The sequence below is a fragment of the Nonomuraea sp. JJY05 genome, from assembly GCF_043496855.1.
Classification (GTDB): domain Bacteria; phylum Actinomycetota; class Actinomycetes; order Streptosporangiales; family Streptosporangiaceae; genus Nonomuraea.
On sequence record NZ_JBIEIS010000006.1, the window covers coordinates 60561 to 83690 of the forward strand.

Annotated in this window: 18 protein-coding genes; 10 read left to right on the forward strand and 8 right to left on the reverse strand. The window is 71.5% G+C overall.

What is annotated here, in order from left to right:
• Positions 1-22: 22 nt before the first annotated feature.
• Entirely contained in the window at positions 23-1381 is a 1359-nt protein-coding gene (locus ACFKCF_RS09865) for an MFS transporter (protein WP_394492662.1), read from the reverse strand.
• Positions 1382-1442: 61 nt separating this feature from the next.
• Positions 1443-2081, reverse strand: coding sequence for a DUF2306 domain-containing protein (locus ACFKCF_RS09870; protein ID WP_394492663.1), 639 nt, complete (start codon positions 2079-2081; stop codon positions 1443-1445).
• Between the two features lie 174 nt (positions 2082-2255).
• Here ACFKCF_RS09870 and ACFKCF_RS09875 point away from each other — a divergent pair, with 174 nt between their 5' ends.
• From ACFKCF_RS09875 to ACFKCF_RS09885, 3 genes are all read left to right on the forward strand, one after another.
• Positions 2256-2774, forward strand: coding sequence for an RNA polymerase sigma factor (locus ACFKCF_RS09875; protein WP_394492664.1), 519 nt, complete (start codon positions 2256-2258; stop codon positions 2772-2774).
• Positions 2771-3265, forward strand: coding sequence for a hypothetical protein (locus ACFKCF_RS09880; RefSeq protein WP_394492665.1), 495 nt, complete (start codon positions 2771-2773; stop codon positions 3263-3265). The genes ACFKCF_RS09875 and ACFKCF_RS09880 overlap by 4 nt, the downstream gene beginning before the upstream one ends.
• A gap of 124 nt (positions 3266-3389) precedes the next feature.
• On the forward strand, positions 3390-4376 hold the full coding sequence (locus ACFKCF_RS09885) for an arabinan endo-1,5-alpha-L-arabinosidase (RefSeq protein ID WP_394492666.1): 987 nt from the start codon (positions 3390-3392) through the stop codon (positions 4374-4376).
• 65 nt (positions 4377-4441) lie between these two features.
• Here ACFKCF_RS09885 and ACFKCF_RS09890 read toward each other — a convergent pair whose 3' ends face one another.
• Both ACFKCF_RS09890 and ACFKCF_RS09895 read right to left on the reverse strand, forming a co-directional pair.
• On the reverse strand, positions 4442-6523 hold the full coding sequence (locus ACFKCF_RS09890) for a beta-galactosidase (protein ID WP_394492667.1): 2082 nt from the start codon (positions 6521-6523) through the stop codon (positions 4442-4444).
• Between the two features lie 56 nt (positions 6524-6579).
• Complete coding sequence (locus tag ACFKCF_RS09895; RefSeq protein WP_394492668.1) at positions 6580-7566, reverse strand: LacI family DNA-binding transcriptional regulator; 987 nt, start codon at positions 7564-7566, stop codon at positions 6580-6582.
• Between the two features lie 383 nt (positions 7567-7949).
• Between ACFKCF_RS09895 and ACFKCF_RS09900 the strand changes: the two genes are divergently transcribed.
• The 4 genes from ACFKCF_RS09900 (at position 7950) to ACFKCF_RS09915 (ending at position 12759) form a co-directional block, all read left to right on the forward strand.
• Positions 7950-8861 (forward strand): carbohydrate ABC transporter permease, encoded by a 912-nt coding sequence (locus ACFKCF_RS09900; protein WP_394492669.1) that lies wholly within the window; start codon positions 7950-7952, stop codon positions 8859-8861.
• Complete coding sequence (locus ACFKCF_RS09905; protein WP_394492670.1) at positions 8858-9775, forward strand: carbohydrate ABC transporter permease; 918 nt, start codon at positions 8858-8860, stop codon at positions 9773-9775. The genes ACFKCF_RS09900 and ACFKCF_RS09905 overlap by 4 nt, the downstream gene beginning before the upstream one ends.
• A gap of 95 nt (positions 9776-9870) precedes the next feature.
• Entirely contained in the window at positions 9871-11154 is a 1284-nt protein-coding gene (locus ACFKCF_RS09910) for an ABC transporter substrate-binding protein (RefSeq protein WP_394492671.1), read from the forward strand.
• Between the two features lie 60 nt (positions 11155-11214).
• The gene (locus tag ACFKCF_RS09915; RefSeq protein ID WP_394492672.1) at positions 11215-12759 is read left to right on the forward strand and encodes a hypothetical protein; all 1545 of its coding nucleotides are present in this window, start codon (positions 11215-11217) and stop codon (positions 12757-12759) included.
• On the opposite strand, the gene ACFKCF_RS09920 is transcribed toward ACFKCF_RS09915, so the two are convergent.
• From ACFKCF_RS09920 to ACFKCF_RS09935, 4 genes are read right to left on the reverse strand one after another with little or no spacing between them, the layout of a single operon-like run.
• The gene (locus ACFKCF_RS09920) at positions 12706-14817 is read right to left on the reverse strand and encodes a dipeptide ABC transporter ATP-binding protein (protein WP_394492673.1); all 2112 of its coding nucleotides are present in this window, start codon (positions 14815-14817) and stop codon (positions 12706-12708) included. The genes ACFKCF_RS09915 and ACFKCF_RS09920 overlap by 54 nt on opposite strands.
• A 20-nt stretch (positions 14818-14837) precedes the next feature.
• The gene (locus ACFKCF_RS09925; RefSeq protein WP_394492674.1) at positions 14838-15923 is read right to left on the reverse strand and encodes an ABC transporter permease; all 1086 of its coding nucleotides are present in this window, start codon (positions 15921-15923) and stop codon (positions 14838-14840) included.
• A 13-nt stretch (positions 15924-15936) separates the two neighbouring features.
• A complete protein-coding gene (locus ACFKCF_RS09930) occupies positions 15937-16926 on the reverse strand; it encodes an ABC transporter permease (protein WP_394492675.1) in 990 nt (329 codons plus the stop codon).
• A gap of 4 nt (positions 16927-16930) precedes the next feature.
• Positions 16931-18928 carry an ABC transporter substrate-binding protein gene (locus ACFKCF_RS09935; RefSeq protein WP_394492676.1) on the reverse strand — a complete coding sequence of 666 codons (1998 nt, stop codon included), beginning with the start codon at positions 18926-18928 and terminating at the stop codon, positions 16931-16933.
• A 272-nt stretch (positions 18929-19200) separates the two neighbouring features.
• On the opposite strand from ACFKCF_RS09935, the gene ACFKCF_RS09940 reads away from it, so the two are divergent.
• From ACFKCF_RS09940 to ACFKCF_RS09950, 3 genes are read left to right on the forward strand one after another with little or no spacing between them, the layout of a single operon-like run.
• Positions 19201-21099 carry a DUF2264 domain-containing protein gene (locus ACFKCF_RS09940; protein ID WP_394492677.1) on the forward strand — a complete coding sequence of 633 codons (1899 nt, stop codon included), beginning with the start codon at positions 19201-19203 and terminating at the stop codon, positions 21097-21099.
• Positions 21083-22132, forward strand: a complete 1050-nt coding sequence (locus ACFKCF_RS09945; protein WP_394492678.1) for a LacI family DNA-binding transcriptional regulator — start codon at positions 21083-21085, stop codon at positions 22130-22132. The genes ACFKCF_RS09940 and ACFKCF_RS09945 overlap by 17 nt, the downstream gene beginning before the upstream one ends.
• The gene (locus ACFKCF_RS09950; RefSeq protein WP_394492679.1) at positions 22129-23124 is read left to right on the forward strand and encodes a hydroxyacid dehydrogenase; all 996 of its coding nucleotides are present in this window, start codon (positions 22129-22131) and stop codon (positions 23122-23124) included. Before ACFKCF_RS09945 ends, ACFKCF_RS09950 begins: the two co-directional genes overlap by 4 nt.
• Positions 23125-23130 lie beyond the last annotated feature (6 nt).

A 23130-nucleotide genomic window follows, 5' to 3' on the forward strand; every position in this document is an offset into this window, starting at 1 on the left:
GAACGGCTGAACCATCGGACGCTCAGCCTTGGGCGGCGTCCCTCATGACCTTGCGTGCGTCGCGTTCGTACGGCGTCCGCGCCCTGAGCGTGAGAAGCCCGCCCGCGATCATCGGAAGCACCAGGATGTACATCCCGGCGAGCAGCGATCCGAACCGGTCCGAGGCGATGCCGACGACCAGGGAGCCGAAGGCGCCGCCGCCCGTGGTCAGCAGCTGCAGGACGGCGAAGCCGAGCCCGCGCGAGGCGGCCGGGACCACGTCCGCCAGGGACGCCGCCAGGTTGGGCATCGCGATCGCCAGCAGCGAGCAGGCCAGCAGGACCAGCACGGACATCGCGCCGAGCGAGTCCATCGACAGCGCCACGGCCAAAACCACCGAGCCGGCGGTGAGGCCGCCGCCACCGGCCAGCAGCCGGCCGCCCCTGCGCGTGCCGTGCCACCTCCGTCCCAGCCACGAGCCGGCCAGGGTGCCGGTCAGCGTGCCCGCGACCGGGATCAACCCGGCCAGCGAGCCCGCCGTGCCCGTGCCGGCGCCGAGGCTGCGCACCATGAACGTGGGCAGCCAGTAGAAGATCCCGGACAGGCCGAGCGTCAGGAGGCAGAGACCGGCGCAGACGAAGACCAGGGTGGGGATGGCGAGGACCTGCCGCAACTGCCGCCGGAACGGCAACTGCGCCCCGGCCGCAGATGGGGACGCCGCGCCACCGTGCGCGGGAGCGCGCACGGCGGAGACCGGGGTAGTGTCGCCGGCGGCCGGCGGCCGGTCCAGCCGGCCACGGGGCGGCTCGCGGAGCAGCCAGACGAGCAGGGCCGTGAGCACGCCGGGGACGACCATGACGAGGAACGCCGTACGCCACGAGAACGCCTCCGCCAGCACCCCGCCGAGCAGCGTCCCGACGCCCCCGAGGTGCGCGGTGGCCCGCGTGAGCCCGTACGCCTTCGCCCGGCTGACCGGCGGGTAGTAGTCGGCGAGGAGGCTGCCGGCGGCGGGGTTGTCGATGTTCTCGGCCGCGGCCAGGAGCACCCGCGCGAGGTAGAACATCAGGAACCCGGTGGCCAGGCCGGAGCCCAGCGTGGCGACCGCCCAGACGAGGACGACGACCGCGATGATCCGGGTACGGCTGAGCCGGTCCGCCAGATACCCGGCTGGCAGCGCCACGACCGCCGCGGCCAGGGCGGCGGCCGTCGGGATCGAGCCGGCGGCGGTGTCGCTGAAGCCCCATTCGCGCTGAATGGCCGGGAGCACGCCGGAGAGCAGGTTGTGCTCGATCCGGTCCACGAATCCGACGATGAAAAGGACCACCAGCGGCGTCCACCCGAACGGCGCGCGCGAGGCCGCGTCGATGGCGCCGCTGCGCGGCGAACCCAGCGTCCCGACCATTTCCCGCCCATTGAATCATCGATGCGGTGCCCCCATGGCCGCGGACCCTGGAGGCTCCGGCTCAAGCAGCCGTGATCCGGGCGCGCCTGCGGATGACCCATTCGGCCACCGCGAGGTTGAGGCCCCAGGCCGCGCCGTGCAGCAGTGCCCTGGCAAGGGGGTGAGCATCGCCGCCCGTGGCCGCGTACCAGGCGGACAGGAGCACCGCCTGCGTGCCCGCGCCCATGCCGAGCGCGTACGCGCGGATCATCCAGGCGCGGTGCCGGGCGACGTCGCGGCGCAGGATCGCGGCGAGGCCGAGGGCGAGGGAGCCGGCCATGGCCGAGCCGGCCGCGAGGCGGAAGACGGTCAGGAGCCCGGCGTCGCCGGCGGGAAGGTCGGAGAACAGCGTCATCCACAGCCCGGCGAGCGCCGCGACCAGGCCGGACGGCACCAGCACCCGTCCGGCCGCCCGATGCCAGGCGGGCCTGCGGCGGCGGAAGCCGGGCGCGAACTGGAAGGCGCCCAGGACCGTGTAGACGGTGACGCCGGCGATGTGCAGCAGCACGGGCGCGGGGGCGGCGACGAAGCGGGCGTTGTCCGGGGTGATGGCGGCGCCGCCGGTCAGCTCGGCCACGCGGACGGCGCCCGCGATCACGGGGACGGCGCTGAGGACGAGCAGTCCGGCGGGGATGAGCCGGCCCGCCTTCATGTGGGTCATGGCTCGATGGTGGCAACGGGGGCGGGGCCGGTTCATCGGCGTAAGGGCTCGTGCTCGTTCCGCCTTTCGGCCGCCGGCGGGATAGTACTTTCGGCTGCGCCGCCGCGTGGAAGGGAGCGGACCGTGAACCTCGCCGGCTTCTCCTCCGACTGTTCCGGGTGACGGGAGGACGACATGACCGATGAGCTGCTGGTGGTCCGCGCCCAGCTGGGTGAGCGGGCGGCACTGGCCGAGCTGGTGGACCGCTGGCGGGTGCCGGTGTGGACGTACGTACGGCGCATGCTGGACGCAGAGCGGGCCGACGACGTGAGCCAGGAGGTGTGGCTGGCCGTGATCCGGGGCCTGCCCCGGCTGCGCGAGCCCGCCAGGTTCGCGCCCTGGCTGTTCACGATCGCCCGCCGGTCGGTGACCGACCGCCTGCGCAGCCAGTACGCCCGGGAGGAGCTCGCGGCCCCCGACGTGGTCGCCGAGGACCCGGTGGAGGCCGTGGTGGACAGGGCGGAGCTGGTGAGCGCCCTGTCGGAGCTGCCGGTGCTGGAGCGGGAGATCCTCGTCCTGTTCTACCTGGAGGACCTGTCGGTGGAGGACTGCGCGCAGATCTGCCGGATCCCCGCCGGCACGGTCAAGTCCCGGCTCAACCGTGCCCGTCGCCTGTTGCGTGAACACCTCGAGGAGAAGGGATCCCGGGCATGACCGAAGACGAACCACGCCTGTCGGCGCGAGAGATGATCGAGCGGCTCGAGCCCGCCCTGTCGCCCAAGCGGCGGCTCCGGGCGATCGTGGCGCTCCTGGCCGGGTCGGCCGGTGCACTGTTCGCGGGCACGCTGTGGTGCAGCGAGCCCGGACCGCTGCCGGGGCGGACCCACCTGGCCTTCGCGATTCTCACCGTGTTCTGCCTGGCCTGGGCGGGCTACGGCGGCTGGCTGGTGACGCGCCGGGTGCCGTTGTTCGCCGCCGACCGGGTGATCGCCGCCTGGCTCGGCCTGGCGGCCTCGCTCACCACCACCGGCGTGCTGGCCGCCGTCGCCGTCCAGCGCGGCACCGGGCCGGGGCTGCCGCTGGCGGTCGGGGGGCTGTTCGTCGCGGCGGCGCTGGTGCTGGCCGTACGCGCGCATGCCCGCCAGGCCGCGCTGCTGCGCCGCCTGCGCGAGCTGACCGAGCCACCCGAGCCGCCCCTGTCATGAGCGCGCAGGCCGGGTGTGAAAGTTTCAGGCGCCCGGCCTGCGGCGGTGGCAGGCACGCTTGACACCCCCCATGTGAACGGTAACTCTGGCCAGTCAAGCCAGCGCTCACAGGGACGGTCACGTCATGTGGAAACGAGCTCTCGTCGCCCTCCTGCTCGGCGCCGCCACGCTGCGGCCCGAGCCCATGCCCGTGCCTCTGGCCACGCCGACCACTCCCCCGTCGTCCTATCCCAACCCCGGGCGGGTGACGGGCGACATCGGCGTGCACGACCCGAGCGTGGTCAAGCGGCCCGACGGCTCCTACCTGCTGGTGCACACCGGCGACAACCTCACGATCAAGACCTCGACCGACCGGACCGCCTGGCGCAACGCCGGCGTGGTCTTCCCCGGCGGCGCCCCGTGGACCACGTCCTACACCGGCGGCAGCGCCAGCCTGTGGGCGCCCGACATCTCCTACCGCAACGGGCGTTACTACCTCTACTACTCGGCGTCGACGTTCGGCTCGCGCAACTCGGCCATCTTCCTGGCCACCAGCACCACGGGCGCGTCAGGCTCCTGGACGAACCAGGGCCTGATCACCTCCACCACCTCGTCGAGCAACTACAACGCCATCGACCCGAACCTCGTCGTGGACGCCCAGGGCCGCTGGTGGCTCTCCTTCGGGTCGTTCTGGACCGGGATCAAGCTCATCCAGCTCGACCCCGCCACCGGCAAGCGCCTCGGCACCTCGATCACCGGCCTGGCCCAGCGCACCGGCGGCACGACCGCGATCGAGGCGCCGTTCGTCTTCCGGCACGGCTCGTACTACTACCTGTGGGTGTCGTTCGACGCCTGCTGCCAGGGGGCGAGCAGCACCTACCGGGTCATGGTCGGCCGTTCGACCAGCGTCACCGGCCCGTACGTGGACCGCAACGGCGTCGCCATGACCTCGGGCGGCGGCACGCAGGTCCTGGCCGGGCACGGGAGCGTGCACGGGCCGGGCCACCAGGCGGTGGTCCCCGACAGCGACGCCGAGGTGCTCTACTACCACTACTACGCCAACAACGGCGCGCCCCTGCTGGGCATCAACCTCCTCGGCTACGACAGCGCGGGCTGGCCCTTCGTCTACTGACCCGTCTACCGGCCCGTCTACCGGCCCGTCTACCGGCCCGTCTACCGGCCCGTCTACCGGCCCGTCTACTGGCCCGCCGGGGAGCGGAGCACGGCGACGCCCGAGGGCGGCAGCGTGACGGACTCGACGTCCTCGCCCGAGAGGGCGTCGGTCCACTCGCCGCCGGGGGTGACGTCGTGCTTCTCGCCGGTGTGGTTGAGCAGGATCAGGAAGCGGCGGCCGGCTCCGGCGCGCACGCTCGCCTGGACCCCCGGAGGCAGCCCTTCGACGGCGGGCGTGACACCCGCTTCGGCGAGCGCCCGCGCGAGCACCGCCCGCATGGCGGCCTCGTCGAGGCGGGTCGACAGGTAGCGGGCGGTTCCCGCGCCGAAGTCGTGCCTGGTCACGGCCGGGCGGCCGTCGGGGCCGTCGAAGACCAGCTCGGGCTCGGCCCCGGTGAGCCGCAGGTCCTCGCGCCACAGGCCGGCCGTCCCCTCCAGGAGCGACAGCTCCCCGAGGCCCCGGACGGGGAAGGTCTCGTGCTCGGCCGCCGGCCAGAACTCCTCGACCCGCACCCCGAGGACCTCGCGCAGCGGCGCGGGATAGCCGCCCAGGTGGACCCGGTCGTGCTCGTCCACGATCCCGCTGAAGAACGAGACGACCAGCGCGCCCCCACCGGAGACGTACGCCGAGACGCGCCGCGCGTCCTCGCCCGCCAGCAGGTACAGGTTGGGCACGACGACGAGTTTGTAGCCGGTCAGATCGGCCGAGGGCGGCACCACGTCCACGCCGGCGCCGAGCTCGAACAGGGGTCCGTAGTGGTCGAGCAGGCGGTCCTGCTGGCGCACGCCGTCAGAGGGGTGGGAGTCGAGCTCCAGCGCCCACCAGTTGTTCCAGTCGAACAGGATCGCCACCTGGTTGCGCACCCGGGTGCCGGCCAGGTCGGGCACCGAGGCCAGCTCCGTGCCGAGCGCCACGATCTCCCGGTAGACCCTGCTGTCGGCGCCCGCGTGCGGCACCATGCCGGAGTGGAACTTCTCGGCGCCGCCCCGTGACTGCCGCCACTGGAAGTACAGGACCGCGTCGGCGCCCTGCGCGACCGCCTGCCAGCTCCACAGCCGCATCTGGCCCGGCTGCTTGATGGCGTTCCTGGCCCGCCAGTTCACCGCGCTCGGCGCCTGCTCCATGAGGATCCACGGGTCCCCGCCGCCGGCGCCGCGCATCGTGTCGTACACCAGGCCGGGGGCGAGGTGCGGCCGCTCGTCGTGGGGGTCGGGGTAGGAGTCGACCGCCACGACGTCCACGCCCGGCGCCCAGTCGAAGACGTCCACGGCCTTCAGGCCGGCCAGGAAGTTCGTGGTGATCGGCACGCCGGGGGTGACGCGCCGCAGGATGGCGGCCTCCAGGTCGTAGCAGGCGCGCAGCGCCTCGTTGCTGAAGCGCATGTAGTCGAGCTGCTGGGCCGGATTGGGGTACGTCGGAGCCACGCGGGGCGGCCGGATGTGGTCGAAGGTGGCATAGCGCTGCGCCCAGAAGTCCGTCGACCAGGCGTCGTTCAGCGCCTCGACGTCGTCGCCGTACCGCTCGCGCAGCCAGCGGCGGAAGTCGTCCGCCGACACCTCGCAGTAGCAGGCGGGGATGTGGCAGCCGTACTCGTTGCCGACGTGCCACAGGCCGAGGGCCGGATGGTCGCGATAGTGCTCGGCCAGCCGCTCCGCCAGCAGCGCGGCGCGTTCGCGGTAGACCGGGCTGGACGGGCAGAAGTGCTGCCGCCCGCCGGGGCCGAGCACGGTCCCGTCGGCGGTGACCGGCAGGATCTCGGGGTGCTCGTGGACCAGCCAGGGCGGCGGCGAGGCCGTCATGGTGGCGAGGTCGGCGGTGATCCCGTGCGCGTGCAGGTCATCCAGGACCTGGTCGAAGAGGGAGAAGTCGTACGCGCCGCGCGCCGGCTCCACGCGGGCCCAGCCGAACACCCCGACGGTGACGAGGTTCACCCGGGCCTCGGCCATGAGGCGCAGGTCCTCCGCCCTGGTCTCGGCCGGCCACTGCTCGGGGTTGTAGTCGCCGCCGAAGGCCACGCCGCCGAGCCGGCGCCGGAGCCGGTCGGCCGGGGACGGGGCGCCGGCGGTCCCGGGGACCGGCCTGACATCGCGAGGTACGGCGTTCATCGTCGGGCGCGGCGGCCTCGCCTGGCGAGGTCCGCCGCTCCTCCCTTCCTTCTCGATTACGAACGGGGCGGCGCGCCGGTGCTCTGCCGGACGATCAGCTCGGGGGCGACGAAAGCGGTGGCGGAGGGGGCCGCCCCGGTCTCGATCTGGCCGATCATGAGCGACACGATCTTCTCGGCCACCACGTCGAAGTCCTGGCGGACGGTGGTGAGCGGTGGGGAGAGGTAGGCCGACTCGTCGAGGTCGTCGAAGCCGGCGATGCTGACGTCCTCGGGGACGCGGTGGCCCGCCTCGATCATCGCGCGCATCACGCCGAGGGCCATCTGGTCGTTGGCGGCGAAGACGGCCGTCACGCCGGGCCGCCGGGCCAGCTCGAGTCCCGCCTTGTATCCGCTGGCCGCGCTCCAGTCGCCGAAGAGTAACTGGGGAGTGCCGGCCCCCGCCTCCTTGAGGGTGGCGTGCCAGGACTCGGCCCGGCGCCGCGCGGCGTAGGAGTCTTCGGGCCCGGCCACGTGCCAGACGGTCTCGTGACCGAGGTCGAGCAGGTGGCGGGTGATGAGCCGGGCGCCGAGCGACTGGTCGGTGTCCACCATGGGGTGGCGGTGGCTGACGTCGCCGTCGGCCATCACGACCGGGACGCCCGGCGGCAGCCGGAGCGAGGGGGTGTCGAGGATCTGCGCCTCGATGAGCACGATGCCGTCGACCGCCTGCAGCGTGAGCTGGTCGAACGCCTCGTGCACGGCCTGCTCGGTCTGCGACTCGACGGCGATCATGTTCACGGTGTAGCCGGCGCGCTGCGCCGCCCGGGTGACGGCGTCGACGGTGCGGGCGTTGCCGAAGCTGGAGAGCCCGAAGCTGATCAGGCCCAGCGTGCGGAACTGGCCGGTGACCAGGGCACGCGCGGCGGTGTTGGGCCGGTAGCCGAGGACCCGCATGGCCGACAGCACGCGCTGGCGGGTCTCCTCCTCGACGTTGCTGCGGTTGTTGACCACCCGGGAGACCGTCTGGCTGGAGACCCCCGCCATGGCGGCGACGTCGGCCATGGACGGCCGTCTGCGAGAGCGCCGTCCCGCCGGTGATTCCTGGGTCGTCCCGTCCAACTGCCACCTCTGATCGTCCGATGCTCTCCCAGATGTTTACGTAAACATGCCCCAGTCGTCAATGGCCGGGAAAGCTCGACACAAAACACCACCAAATCGCCACGCATGTTAACTGACGGTTACCTATTGACACGATCCTGCGGCGGCTTCAGACTACGGGACACCTTCTTCATGTTTACGTAAACACACGATCATCACAGCTACCGCAGCGTGCAGGCCCACGGTGGCGCAGGTAGCAGCGCGGCTGACCCGCCGCAGATGGCCCCCGACAAGGAGAGCTCAGTGCCAGTATTCGTGGCAGCGCGAACATCGCAGAGGAGCGCGACATGACCGCGCGGGCCGCACGGCCCGGTCTCGGCCGGCCGCTCCTGCGTCTACAGGTCGCCGGCTACGCCTTCTTCCTGCCGTTCTTCGTGATCTTCCTGGTCGCGGTGGTCGCGCCGCTGGTGTACGCGATCTACCTCAGCTTCTTCCAGGACCGCCTCATCGGCGGCACGGTCTTCTCCGGGCTGGCCAACTACACCCGCGCCCTCGGCGACGCGCTGTTCGGAGCGGGCCTGCTCCGCGTGGCGCTCTTCCTGGTCGTGCAGGTGCCCATCATGCTGCTCATCGCCCTGGGATGCGCGCTCGCCATCGACAGCGGCCGGCTGCGCTGGCCGTCGCTGTTCCGCATCTCGATCTTCATGCCGTACGCGGTGCCGGCCGTGGTGGCGGCCCTCATGTGGGGCTACATGTACGGCGACCAGTTCGGCCTGACGGGCCAGATCGGCGACGCGCTCGGCGTCGCCGTCCCCGACCTGCTGTCGCGCTCCTGGATGCTGACCTCCATCGGCAACATGGTGACCTGGGAGTACGTCGGCTACAACATGATCATCCTGTACGCCGCGCTCCGCGCCATCCCCGAGGAGCTCTACGAGGCCGCCGAGATGGACGGCGCGGGCGCCATCCGCGTCGCCTGGAGCATCAAGCTGCCGGCCCTGCGCCCCGCGCTGCTCGTGGCCACGATCTTCTCCATCATCGGCAGCTTCCAGCTCTTCAACGAGCCGAACATCCTGCAGAAGCTCGCGCCCGCCGTGATCTCGACCGGCTACACGCCCAACATGTACGCCTACAACCTCGCCTTCAACGGCCAGCAGATCAACTACTCGGCCGCCGTCGCCGTGGTCCTCGGCCTCGTCACCGTCGTGGTCGCGTACGCCGTGCAACTCATCACGGCGAGAAGGGAGCAGACCCTGTGACCGCCCCAGTGGCCGGCGTCGCCACGCGCCGGCCCGGCCAGCACCGATCCCCTGCCGCCAGGCGCCGCAGGAAGAGCGCCACCCTCACCGTGATCATGCTGGTGATGTTCGGGTACGCGGTGCTCCCGCTGTTCTGGCTGCTGGCCAACGCCAGCAAGAGCGGCGCCGACCTGTTCTCGACCTTCGGGCTCTGGTTCGGCGGGGACTTCCACCTGTTCGCCAACATCGGCGACACCCTGAGCTACCAGAACGGCATCTTCCTGCGCTGGTTCGGCAACACCGTGCTCTACGCCGTGGTGGGCGCGGGCGGCGCCGCCCTGCTGGCCACCCTCGGCGGGTACGCCCTGGCGAAGTACGACTTCCCGGGCCGCAAGCTGCTGTTCGCGATGGTGCTCGGCGCGATCTCCATCCCGGGCACGGCCCTGGCGGTGCCGACGTACCTGCTCTTCAGCCAGGTCGGGCTCGTCGACACCCCGTGGGCGGTGCTCATCCCGGCGCTGTGCAGCCCGTTCGGCCTGTATCTGATGCGGGTCTACGCGGCCGACGCCGTGCCGGACTCGATCCTGGAGTCGGCCCGCATCGACGGCGCGGGCGAGTTCAGGATCTTCCGCACCATCGCCCTGCGGCTGCTGGCCCCCGGGTTCGTCACGGTGCTGCTCTTCGCGCTGGTCGCGACCTGGAACAACTACTTCCTGCCGCTGATCGTGCTGAACACGCCGGACTGGTTCCCGCTCACCGTCGGGCTCAACCAGTGGAACGCCCAGGCCAACAGCGGCACCTCGGGCGCCGGCGACGCCAGCTACCAGCTCATCCTGACCGGCAGCCTGCTGTCGATCGTGCCGTTGATCGTCGCCTTCCTGGTGCTCCAGCGGTACTGGCAGTCGGGCCTGGCCACCGGAAGCGTCAAGCAGTAACCCCTGTGAGTGAGGAAACATCATGAGAAGACATGCGATGACCGCCGGTGTGGCCGCGGCCCTGTCGCTGGCACTGGCCGCGTGCGGTGGCGGCCATGGAGGGGGCCCCCACCCCCCGTCCCGCCGCCCCGAGCGCGACGGCGGCCGTCCAGGACGCGCTGAGCAAGCCGGCCGAGCTGACGTTCTGGACCTGGGTCACGGGGATCGAGAAGACCGTCGCCCGCTTCCAGGCGAAATATCCGAACATCAAGGTCAACGTGGTGAACGCGGGGCAGTCCGCCGACCAGTACACCAAGTTGCAGACCGCCATCAAGGCCGGTTCCGGCGCGCCCGACGTGGCGCAGATCGAGTACTTCGCGCTCCCCCAGTTCGCCCTGGCCAAGCAGGTCGTCAACCTGGCCGACCACGGCGCCGCCTCGTTGAAGGACAAGTTCGCGCCCGCGGCGTGGGGCCAGGTGGCCATCAACGGCGGCATCTACGGCATCCCACAGGACACCGGACCGATGGCGATGTTCTACCGCAAGGACATCTTCGACAAGCTGAAGATCAAGCCCCCGACCACGTGGGCGGAGTTCGTGGACGCGGCCAAGAAGATCAAGGCCGACAACCCGGACAACTTCATCACCACGATCGACCCCGGTGACGCCGGCGGCGTGGACAGCTTGATCTGGCAGGCGGGCGGCACGCCGTTCAAGACCTCGGGCGAGAGCTCGGTCAGCGTCACGCTCTCCTCCGACCCGGGCGCCAAGCAGTGGGTCAGCACGTGGAGCACCCTGCTCGGCGAGAAGCTGGTCGACCCGCAGCCCGGCTGGACGGACGAGTGGTGGAAGGGCATGGGCTCCGGCAAGTACGCGACCTGGCTGACCGGCGCCTGGGCCCCGAACGGCATCATCAACTCCATCCCCAAGACGAAGGGCAAGTGGGCGGTCGCCCCGATGCCGCAGTTCGACGCGGCCAAGCCGATGAACTCCGAGAACGGCGGCTCGTCGGTCGCGGTCATCCCGCAGAGCAAGAACATCCCGGCCGCCGTCGCCTTCGCCGAGTGGCTCAACTCCGACCCCGAGGCCGTCAAGTCGCTGAACTCCGAGGCCGGGCTGTTCCCCGCCACGAAGACGCTGCTCGACGACCCGGCCTTCCGTGACGCGCCGCAGGACTTCTTCGGCGGGCAGAAGATCAACCAGGTCCTGGGCGACGCCTCGGCCGCCGTCCGCCCCGACTGGCAGTACCTGCCGTTCCAGGTGTACGCCAACAGCGTCTTCAAGGACACCGTGGGCCAGGCCATCGACGGCAACGGCGACCTGGCGAGCGCGCTGAAGTCGTGGCAGGACCGCATCACCGCCTTCGGCACCGAACAGGGCTTCACGCTCACCAGCGGCTGACCCCGCGGAGCGGGCGGCCCGGCGAGATGCCGGGCCGCCCGTTTCTTTATGATCGGACCCGTGCTGTCCGATCTGGAACGCGAGATCCGCGAGGTCGCGGCGAGCGACGAGCCGCTGCCCGACCTGCCCTACACGGCCTTCCGCGAGTTCGGGCGCACGGGAGAGCGGCTGGGCTACGAGCGGCGCTACTTCGGCCGCCGCGCCAGGCTCGCGGCCCTGGGCCTGCTCGACCCCGCCCTGCTCGATCCTCCTGGGGACGCGCTCGACGACGTGGTGTGGGCGACCTGCGACGAGTACACCTGGGTGCTGCCCGCCCACCGGTCGATGCCCGTCGACCTGTTCGCCTGCGAGACCGCCCACACGCTGGCCGAGCTCGCCGATCAGGTGGATCCGGTGGTCGGCGAACGCGCCCGGGCCGAGGTGATGGAACGGGTCCTCGACCGGTTCCTGGACCCGCGTCCCATGGAGTGGGAGGGGTTCGGCAACAACTGGGAGGCGGTGTGCGGGGGCGCCGCCGGGATGGCGGCGCTCGCCGTGCTGGACGACCCCGAGCCGGTGCTGGCGCGGTGCCGGGCCGCGATGCGGCGCTTCCTCGACGGGTACGGGGACGACGGCGGATGCGTCGAAGGCGTCGCGTACTGGGTCTACGGGTTCGGCTACTTCGTCTACTTCGCCGAGGCGCTGCGCGAGCGCACCGGGGAGGACCTGCTCGACCATCCCAAGGTGGCCGCGATGGCCGCGTTCCCGCACCGGGTGCGCTTCGCCGACGGCGGGCACGTGCCGTTCTCGGACACGACGGACAACCCGTTCCTCCCGGCCGGGCTGCTCACCAGGCTGGCCGAGCGCTTCGGCACGCCGGGGCCGGACGGCGTGCCCTCCTTCCACGCCGACCACTGCTACCGGTGGGGCCACCTGTCCAGGACACTCTCCTGGTACCGCCCGGTGCGCTCGCGTCCGGTGGAGACCACCAGCTACCTGCCCGACCTGGCCTGGGTGGTGGACCGGGGAGAGCACGGCTACGGCTTCGCGGCCAAGGGCGGGCACAACGACGAGCCGCACAACCACGACGACCTCGGCCACTTCGTCCTCCGGGCCGCCGGCCGCAACGTGCTGGACGACCTGGGGGCCGGCGAGTACACGCGGGACTACTTCGGCGACAGGCGCCACACCTTCCTGCACCCCTCGGCGGAGGGCCACTCGCTCCCGGTCGTCGACGGCGTCCCCCAGCGCGGCGGGCGCGCCGAGGTGCTGGAGTACGCCGAGACGCCCGACGGCCTGACCTTCGCGCTCGACCTCAGCTCCGCCTACCCGGCGCCCGTGGTCCGCCGGTTCCGCTGGCACCGGGACGGCCGGCTCGACCTGCGGGACGAGTTCGGCGGCGACGTCCCGGTCGAGGAGGTGTTCATCAGCCGGATCCGGCCCGAACCGCAGGGCGACCGGGTGAGCTGGGACGGCCTGGTCACCCTCGACCATCCCGGGTTCGAGGCGACGGTCGAGACGCTCGACACGCGCGACCACCACGGCCGCCCGGACACCGTCCACCGCCTGCGGCTACGCGTCCCGCCCGGCCATCCGGCCGTCGACCTCCGCTTCACGTGCCATTGACCCCACCCCGGCGAGGGTGAGCTCGGCCGCGTGGTGGCAGGCCGCCCGCCGCCGCGCGCCGTACGCCCGCAGGTCGGGCACGTCGGTGTGGCACAGCCCGGGGCGCACGTGCGCGCACCGGGTGTGGAAGCGGCACCCGGGCGGCGGCGCGGCCGGGTCGGGCAGGTCGTCGGCGATCTCGTACGCGTGCCGCTCCCGCCGCCGGGCCGGGTCGGGCACCGGCACGGCGTGCAACAGCGCCTCGGTGTACGGGTGGCGCGGCTCCCGGTAGAGGCCGGCCGTGTCGGCGTCCTCCACGACCTTGCCCAGGTACATGACGGTGACCCGGTCGCTGATGTGCTCCACCACGGACAGGTCGTGCGAGATGAACAGGTACGTCAGCCCCAGCTCCTCCTGCAGGTCGGTGAGCAGGTTCAGGATCTGGGCGCGGACGGACACGTCCAGCGCGGAGACCGGTTCGTCGGCGACCACCAGCCGGGGCCCGGTGATCAGGGCACGGGCGATGTTGATGCGCTGCCGCTGGCCGCCGGAGAAGGCGTGCGGATAGCGCCGCATGTACTCCGGGCGGAGCCCGACGCGGGCCAGCATGTCCGCCACCCGGTCCTTGAGCTCGCCGCCGGAGGCGATGCCGTGCGTCCTGAGGGGTTCGCCGACGATCTGCTGGAGCGTCATCCGGGGGTTGAGCGAGGAGAACGGGTCCTGGAAGATCACCCGGATCTGCTTCCTGAACTCCTTCAGCCGGGATCCGGTCACCGTCGCGAGATCCACCTCGTCCCCCGGCTCGGTCCGGTAGAGGATCCGCCCCGCGGTCGGGTCGGCCAGCCGCGCGACGCAGCGGCCGAGCGTGGTCTTCCCGCAGCCCGACTCCCCCACCAGGCCGAGCGTCTGTCCGGGCAGGATCGTCAGGTCGACCCCGTCCACGGCGCGGACGACCCCCGTCGGTCTGCGGAACAGGCCGCCGCCGATCGGGTAATGCTTGGCCAGCCCCTCGACCCTGAGCAGGGGTCCGGGCACCTCGGCGGCGGGGGCGGCCCGCTCGGCGACCTGGAGCGCCGGGGCGAGGGGCTCGGCCGGGACCTCGTCGAGGTGGCAGGAGGCCACGTGCGCCTCGCCGTACCTCTTGAGCGGGGGCGGCGTGGTGTCGCAGAGCCCGTCGATCGCGTGGTCGCAGCGGGTGTGGAACGGGCACCCGTCCGGCACCCGGTGCAGCGACGGCACCATGCCACGGATCGCGGTCAGCCGCCGGCGGGCCGAACTGCCCCGCAGCTCCGGGATCGAGCGGAGCAGGGCGCGCGTGTACGGGTGGCGGGGGTCGGAGAAGATCTCCTCCACGGTGCCGTGCTCGACGACCTTGCCGAGGTACATCACCGCGACCTCGTCGGCGATCTCCGCGACCACGCCGAGGTCGTGGGTGATGAACAGGATCGCCATGTCGTTCTGCGCGCGCAGGTCCATCATCAGGTCGAGGATGCGGGCCTGGGTGGTGACGTCGAGCGCGGTGGTCGGCTCGTCGGCGACCAGCAGCGCCGGGTCGCAGCACAGCGCGATCGCGATCATGACGCGCTGGCACATGCCGCCCGACAGCTGGAACGGGTAGGCGTCGAAGCGCCGCTCGGCGTCGGGGATGCCGACCTTGCGCAGCAGCGCGACGCCTTCCTGCCGGGCCTCCTGCCTGGTCAGGTCGCGATGCAGCCGCAGGGCCTGGGAGAGCTGCGCGCCCACGGTGTACATCGGCGACAGGGACGCCATCGGCTCCTGGAAGATCATGCCGATCTCGCCGCCGCGCACCCGCCGGAGCTCCTCCCCGGCCGGGTCGAGCCCGGCCAGGTCGCTCGCCCCCTTCCAGCGGATCGAGCCTTCGACGATCCGCCCCGGCCGGTCCACGAGCTGCAAAATCGAGCGCGCGGTGACGGACTTGCCGCATCCCGACTCGCCGACCAGGCAGACGGTCCTGCCCGCCGGCACCGACAGGTCCACCCCGTCCACGGCCTTGAGCACGCCTTCCGAGGTGAAGAAGTGGGTGCGCAGCCCTTCGATCCTGAGCAGCGGCTCTTCCACGAGGTCCTCCCGAAAGGGCGTCAGTGCTTGTACGGGTCGGCCGCGTCGCGCAGGCCGTCGCCGAAGAAGTTCATGGCCAGCACGGTCACCACGACCGCGATGCCGGGGATCAGCATCCAGGGCGCGGTGGAGACCGCCCGGATGTTCTGCGCCTCCTGCAGCAGCACGCCCCAGCTGATCATCGGGGTCTGCAGGCCGAGCCCGATGAACGACAGCGCGGTCTCGGCCAGGATCACCGACGGGATCGACAGCGACAGGTTGGCGATGATGTGGCTGGTGAACGACGGCAGCATGTGGCGGAACATGATGCGGAAGCGCCCGGCGCCGTCGGCGGTCGCGGCCATGACGTACTCCTCGCCGCGTACGGCGAAGAACTTGCCCCGCACCTCCCTGGCCATGCCGGTCCAGCCGACCAGCGAGATGACGACGGTGAGCGCGAAGTAGCGTTCGAGCTGGCTCCACGAGGCCGGCACGGCCGCGAACAGCGCCATCCACAGCGGGATCGTCGGGATCGACATGATGATCTCGATGACGCGCTGGATCACCGTGTCGGTCCGGCCGCCCACGTATCCGGACACGCCGCCGAGCACGACGCCCAGCACCAGCGAGAGCAGCACGCCGACCAGCCCGATCGACATGGAGACCGTGGTGCCCCTGATGATCCTGGACAGCAGGTCACGGCCCACCGAGTCGGTGCCCAGCAGGTACATGGGCGGCCCGCCCGGGTTCTCCGGGCCGATCAGGTGCCGGTCCCAGGGGATGAACCCGAGCAGCTCGTACGGCTCGCCCTTGACGAAGAACCCGACCGGCACCTTCTTGCCCTCGTCGGCCTCGAACGACAGCGCCAGCGTCTCCGGGTCCTGCTTGAAGGTGTACGGGTGGACGTACAGCCCGGTGCCGGTGTCGAAGCGCAGCGCCTGCGGCGGCGCGTAGGTGTAGTCGGCGTTCGTCTTCTGGCCGGAGCCGGGGGCGAGGAACGGCGCGAAGACCGCCACCAGGTAGATGGCGACGGTGACGAAGCCGCAGACCAGCGCGACCCGGTGGCGCTTGAAGCCCCACCAGACGAGCTTCCACTGCGACGCGACGGCGAGGGTCTCATCCTTCACGTTCGGGCCCTCCCTAGTACCTGAGCCGGACGCGCGGGTCCAGCCAGCCGAGCGCGACGTCGGAGACCAGCGTGCCGACCACCACCAGCACCGCGCTGATCAGCAGGATCGCCCCCGCCAGGTACATGTCCTGGGCGAGCAGCGCGCGCAGCATCAGCGGCCCGGTGGTCTGCAGGTTGAGCACCTTGGAGGTGATCGCGTCCGCCGCGATCAGTCCGGGCAGGACCCAGCCGATGGTGGAGAAGAACGGGTTCATCGCCACCCGCACCGGATACATGATCGTCATCTTCCGCTCGGGCATGCCGCGCGCCCTGGCCGCCACCACGTACGGCTTGCGCAGCTCGTCCAGCAGGTTGGCGCGCAGCACGCGGATGTTGCCCGCGGTGCCGGCCGTGCCCCAGATGACGATCGGGATCCACAGATGGGCCACCAGGTCGCCGGCCTTGGCCAGGCTCCACGGGGCGTCGCGGTACTCCGGCGACAGGATCCCGCCGGCGTTCAGGCCGAAGAACCTGAGCCCGATCCACATCAGCACCAGCGCGATCAGGAAGTTGGGCACGGCGAGCCCGAGGTAGCCGAGGAAGGTGAAGGTGTAGTCGCCCGCGGAGTACTGCCGGATCGCGGAGTAGACGCCGATGGGGAACGACACCGCCCAGATGAAGACGAGCGTGACCAGCGACAGCGTGATCGTCAGCGGCAGCCGTTCGGCGAGCAGCGCGGTGACCGGCCGGGCGTAGTCGAAGGACTCGCCGAAGTCGCCGTGGAGGAGGATGTTGGAGATCCACTGCCAGTACTGCACGATGGCCGGCTGGTCCAGGCCGTAGCGCTCGGTCAGCCGGGCCACCTCGCCCGTGGGCACGGCGTCGCCCTGGGCGGCCCGCTGCGCGGTCAGCGTGGTCAGGTAGTCGCCCGGCGGGAGCTGGATCACCACGAACGTGACGACGGAGATGGCGACCAGCGTCGGGATGAGGACGAGGACGCGCCTGCCGATGTAGCGCAGCATCGGTTCAGGCCCCGAAGTACCAGGTCGGCACGTTGACGGGACCGGGCGAGAGGAACTGGAACGCGTCGGGGTAGCTCGCCGGCACGTTCTTCAGCTTGTTGCTGACGATCGCGTAGCCGTCGGTGGGCAGGACGATCCCGATGGCGTAGAACTGCTCCTTGGCGATCGCGAGGACCTGCCGGAAGAGCTCCTTGCGCTTGGCCTCGTCCGGCTCGGTCTGCATCTGCCAGTAGAGCTCCATCTGGCGCAGCGTCTGCGCGGGCGGCTTCTCCCCGTCCTCGCTCTTGCCGCGGGTCTGGAAGTACATGCCCCAGCGGGTGGCGTAGTTGGACTCCTCCCCGTTGGGGAACCACCAGCGCGGCTCGTCGATCTCGATGCGCAGGCCGCCGTCCCCGGCCCAGACGTTCGCGTCGTGCTCGTCGGTCTTGGCCGACTTGCGGTCGTAGAACAGGGTGCGCTCGATCGGGTTGACCTTCATCTCGACGCCGACCGCCGCCCAGTTCTGGCGGACCAGCTCCGCCGCGTTGGCCCACTCGGGGAACAGCGTGATCAGGTCGAGGGAGAAGCGCAGCCGGTCGCCGCCCGGCAGCAGGCGGAAGCCCTCGCCGTCCTTCTTGCTCAGCCCGGCCTTGTCGAGGTGCTGGTTGGCCAGGTTCACGTCGTACTGCGTGTACTGCTTGGCCATCTGCTCGTCGAAGAACTCCGAGTTGCGGTGCGGCGCGGCCTGCCAGGGCTCGCCCTGGCGCTGGTAGGCGGTGTTGATGATGTTCTGCCGGTCGATGGCGTGGGACAGGCCGACGCGGAAGTCCTTGTTCCTGAAGACCTCGCGCAGCTCCTTGTTCTTGTGACACAGGTTCAGGGAGATGATCATCCGGTTCATCGTGGTCGGCTCCACCTTGATGAAGTGGTAGCCGCCCTTCTGGCGTCCCTCGGCCAGCACCGGCTTGTTCACGTCGGAGTTGATGTGCCGGGCGTGGAAGTCGAGCTTGCCGTCCACGCCCTGGAGCAGCATCACCTCGGCCTCCTGGATGATCGCGAACTCCAGCTTGTCGATGTAGGGCAGCTGGGCGCCGCCGGAGTCGACCTTCCAGTAGTACGGGTTGCGCTCGGCCACCGCCCGGTCGCCGGTGTTGAGCGGGTCGGTCACCACCCATGCGTGCAGGGTCGGGCGGTCAGGATTGTTCCACCACTTGATCCTGTCCTCCCAGTAGGGCGCGAACTCGCCGAACCCCTTCTTCTCCATGTCCTTCTCGACGTCCTTGTTGTACGTCGGATGGAAGTCCTTCAGGTAGTGCTTGGGGAAGAAGCCGAAGTTGGTCGCCCACCAGGTGCCGCCGCGGCAGCCATCGAGGAAGTCGCCCTTGGGCTTGGGGAAGGTGAGCTTCACGGTGTGGTCGTCGACCTTCTCGGCCCTGGCCCGCTCGCCGTTCACGTGCAGCAGCGGCGGCGGCCCCGTCACGGTGACCTTCTCGTTGAAGTAGACGTCCTCGATCGCGAACATCACGTCGTCCGCGGTGAACGGCTCGCCGTCCGACCAGCGCATGCCCTTGCGCATGCGCAGGGTGTACTCGGTGCCGTCGGCGTTGGCGGCGATCTCCTTGAACGTGCCGGGCAGCGTCGTCTTGCCGGCCGGGTCCACGCGCAGCATCGGCTCGTAGGCGATCAGGCGCTCCAGCCACGGGTCGTCGCCCTCGCCGAGGCAGGCGCCGTGGTACGTGCCGCCGTAGCCGCCCAGGCCCTCGGGCCCGTCCACGACCAGGCGGTCGGCCGTCTCGGGCAGCCGTTCGGCGAGCGCGGGAAGCTTGCCCGCCTTGACCTGCTCGGCGAGCATCGGGGCTTCCAGCGGGCGATCGGCCGGTGGTGCGCTCTTCGACGGCTGCGCGCCGCCCTGCGATCCGCCGCCGGTGCACGCCGACAGCGACGTGGTGACGAGGAGGGCCCCGCCGCCGAGCCTGATCAGGTCGCGGCGGCTGAGGCTGGAGGGATCGATTCGATAGGCCATGTCGAGACTCCAAGAACGGCTGGGGGCGAATGGCTTGGTAACCGGTTACTCGACAAGTTGCGCTGAACGCTAAGAGCCGATGACACGGTCGTCAAGACCCGTCCCCGAGGCGCCGACTCCGGGAATTCCCCTTCTAGCAGCGGGTTCACGACAGGACTCGGCGGAGTTGTTAGCATCTCGTTACCTTCGGCCGGGACGGACCTTGACGGCGGTTGTGGAGCGCGCTTATGTTCGGCCAAGGTCGACTAGTAACCGATTACCTGGAGGCTGTCGTGCGCGCTGACCGCCCTCGCGAGCACTGGGTGAAGGTGGCGGACGGGCTGCTCGACGCCGTGGTGCCGTACGCCTCCCCCGGCTTCGCGCAGTACCGGCTGCCGGGCCGGACGAGCTGGTCGGGAGCCGCCTCCGACGGGCTCGAGGGGTTCGCGCGCACCTTCCTGCTCGCCGCTTTCCGCCTCGCGGGTGACCCGGCCGACGCGCCCGCCGGCCTGCTGGAGCGCTACGCCGACGGGCTCGCGCACGGCACGGACCCCGGCCACGAGTACGCCTGGCCGGCGATCACCGATCTGAACCAGACGATCGTGGAGGCCGCCTCTATCGCGATCGCGCTGCACGAGACCCGGCCGCTGCTGTTCGACCGGCTCGACCCCGGCGTCCAGGAGCGGGTGGTGTCCTGGCTGGGCGGGATCGTGGGCAAGCGCGCCTGGCCGTGCAACTGGGTGCTGTTCAAGGTGATCGTCGAGCAGTTCCTGGCCGGGGCCGGCGGGCCGTACGACCAGGGCGAGATCGACGGGCACCTCGCGGACGTGGAGCGCTGGTACGTCGGCGACGGCTGGTACACCGACGGCGCCGGGCAGAACTACGACTACTACTGCGGCTGGGCGATCCACCTCTACACGCTGTGGTGGGCCAGGATGTCGGGCGCGGACGCCACGGTTCACAAGCAGCGGCTGCGCACGTTCCTGGAGGGCTACCGGCACTTCTTCGCCCCCGACGGCGCCCCCATGCACCAGGGCCGGTCGCTCACGTACCGCATGGCGAGCCTGGCCCCGCTCTGGCTCGGCGCGATCTTCGACGCCTCTCCCGTCGAGCCGGGGACCACGCGGCTGATGGCGGGCCGCACGCTCGACCACTTCGCCGCCCACGGCGCGCCCGACGAGCGCGGCCTGCTCACCCTGGGGTGGCACCGGCCGCACCTGCCGGCGACCCAGGGCTACTCGGGGCCGGCGTCGCCGTACTGGGCGAGCAAGGGATTCCTGGGCCTGCTGCTCGGCCCGGACCACCCGGTCTGGACGGCCCCGGCCACCGCGCCCGCCGACGGTGACCTCGCCCTGGCCCTGCCCGCGCCCGGCTGGCTCCTGCACCGCACCGACGGCGTCACCCGCCTGGTCAACCACGGCAGCGACGGCAACGACCCCGACTCCGCCAAGGACGACCCGCACTACGCCAAACTCGGCTACTCCACGCACACCGCGCCCGAGACCGGTCCCGGCGGCCGGGCCGAGAACGTCGACAACCACCTCGCCGTGCTCCTCCCCGACGGGCGCGCCACCCGCCGCCGCCGGATCGAGCGCATCGGCATCGCCGACGGCTTCGCCGCCTCCCGCTACGCCGACGGCGAGGTCGTCGTGGAGACCGCCTCCGTGCTCGACGGCCCGTGGGAGGTGCGCGTGCACCGCGTCACCGCCCCGGCGGGCAGCGTCGTCCGCGACGGCGGTCACGCCCTCGCCTCCGGCGGGCCCTGCACGGTCACCCTGGCCGGGCTCACCGCGTCCGTGACGACCGGCCCCGTGAGCGACCCGGTGAACGGCCCCGTGAACGGCCCCGTGAACGGCCCCGTGAACGGCCCCGTGAGCGGCCTGGTGAGCGAGATCGCCGGGCTGCACGGCTGGCGCACTGCCCAGGCGGCACTGCGCCAGGACGAGAACGCGATCGGCCCGCACTCCGCCACGCCGTACCTGGTGGGCGCCCACCCGGGCGGCGCCGCGGTCTACGTCTCGGCGGTGCGGCTGGGCCGCGGCTCCCCGGCGCAGGCGCCGGATATCCGCGTGAAGGGCGACCTGGTCTCGTGGAATGATGCCGCTGGATCACGGCTCACGGTCGCGCTCGGCCGTGAGCCCGGCTACACCCGTAACGGACCCGTGGGGGAGCGCGTTGTCTGGACCGGCTAAACGCGTCACCATCCGCGACGTCGCCAAGCACGCCGGGGTCTCGGTGGCGACCGTCTCGCGGACCCTGGCCGGCGACTACCCGGTGCAGCCGAGCACCAGGCACAAGGTGCTGCGCGCGGTGCGCGAGCTGGACTACGTGCCGAACGCCCAGGCCAGGGCGCTGTCGGTGGCCTCGCCCGGTGCCGTGGCCATCGTCGTCAACCGGGTGTCCGTGCCCTATTACGCCTACATCGCCCAGGGCGTGGAGGAGCAGGCCGCCGCCGAGGGGCGCCTGTCGCTCATCTGCACCACCGGCGGTGACATGGAACGCGAGCTCAGCATCGTCCAGATGATGCGCGAGCAGCGCGCCGAGGCGGTGATCCTGGTGGGCAGCGTGATCCTGGACGACGACTACCGCGAACGCATGACGCGCTACGCCCACGGGCTGGCCTCCTCGGGCTCGCGCCTGGTGCTGTGCGGCCGGCCGCCGCTCGGCGATGGGGTCCCGGCGCTCACGGTCGGCTTCGACAACACGGGCGGAGCCCACGCGGTCACCGCCCACCTGCTGTCGGCCGGGCACCGGCGCATCCTCTACCTGGGGCTGCGACCCGGCCACACCACCTCCGACAGCCGCGTGGCGGGTTACCGCGCGGCCCTCGCCGACCACGGGATCGGCCACGACCCGGCGCTCGAGGTGCACTGCGACTTCGACCGGGCGACCGGCTACGCGGCGATGAAGCGGCGGCTCGCCGCCGGGCAGGACGACTTCACCGCGGTCTTCGCCGCCACCGACGTGATCGCCGCCGGGGCCGTCCAGGCGATCCACGAGCACGGACTGCGCGTTCCCGAGGACATCTCCATCGTCGGCTACGACGACGTGCCGCCGGCCGAGGACATCGGGCTGACCACCGTCCACCTGCCGCACGCCGAGCTGGGCCGGGCCGCCGTGCGTCTCGCCCTGTCCGGCAAGGACCCGCTGGCCGAGCCGCCGATCACGCTCGGCACCCACATCGTGGTCAGGAGCTCGGTGGGGCGCCTGCGGAGCGTGCGGTGAGAGCCGCCTTCGCGATGCACGGCGCGCTGTTCGGCGAGATCTTCCCCGATGACGTGCGCGAACGGCTGGCCGGGCTGGTCGACGCCCCCGACGCCGTGCTGCCCGGCCTCGGGGGGACGCTCGCCGACGTGGACGTGCTGATCACCGGCTGGGGGTGCCCCCGCATCGACGCGGCCGTGCTGGAGCGCGCGCCCAGGCTGCGGGCCATCGCGCACGCCGCCGGCAGCGTCAAGGAGCACGTCACCGCCGAGGTGTTCCGGCGGGGCATCGTCGTGTCGTCGGCCGCTGCGGCCAACGCGGTGCCGGTCGCCGACTACACGATCTCGATGCTGGTCCTGGCCGCCAAGTCGGTGCCGCGCCGGATCCAGGCATATTCCACGGGCGGCTGGCCGGACGGCCCCCGAGCCGGCGGCGTGCCGGCTCCCGGCGAACGCGCGGGGCTCGGCGCCGCCGTCGTCGGCGTCATCGGCGCCTCACGCGTCGGCCGCCTGGTGATCGAGCGGCTCAGACCGTACGGCGTGACCCCGCTGCTCAACGACCCCTACCTGGACGCCCGCCAGGCACGCGAGCTCGGCTGCGAGCCGGTCGGCCTCGACGACCTGTGCCGCCGCGCCGACCTGGTGACGGTGCACGCGCCCGCCCTGCCCGAGACGTACCGGCTGCTGGACAAGCGCCGCCTCGGCCTGCTGCCGGACGGCGCCACGCTGATCAACACCGCCCGCGGCACGCTCGTCGACACCGAGGCGCTGACCGGCGAGTGCGTGTCCGGCAGGCTCAACGCGATCCTCGACGTCACCGACCCCGAGCCCCTTCCGGCGGGCCATCCCCTGCTGGCCGCGCCCGGGGTCTGGGTGACCCCGCACGTCAGCGGCGCCCGCGGCCGGGAGCTGCGCACGCTGGGAGAGTACGCGGTGGGCGAGGTCGAACGGTTCGTCACGGGACGGCCGCTGCACGGGCAGGTCCGCCTCGCCGACCTGCCGCGGATCGCCTGACTGCCA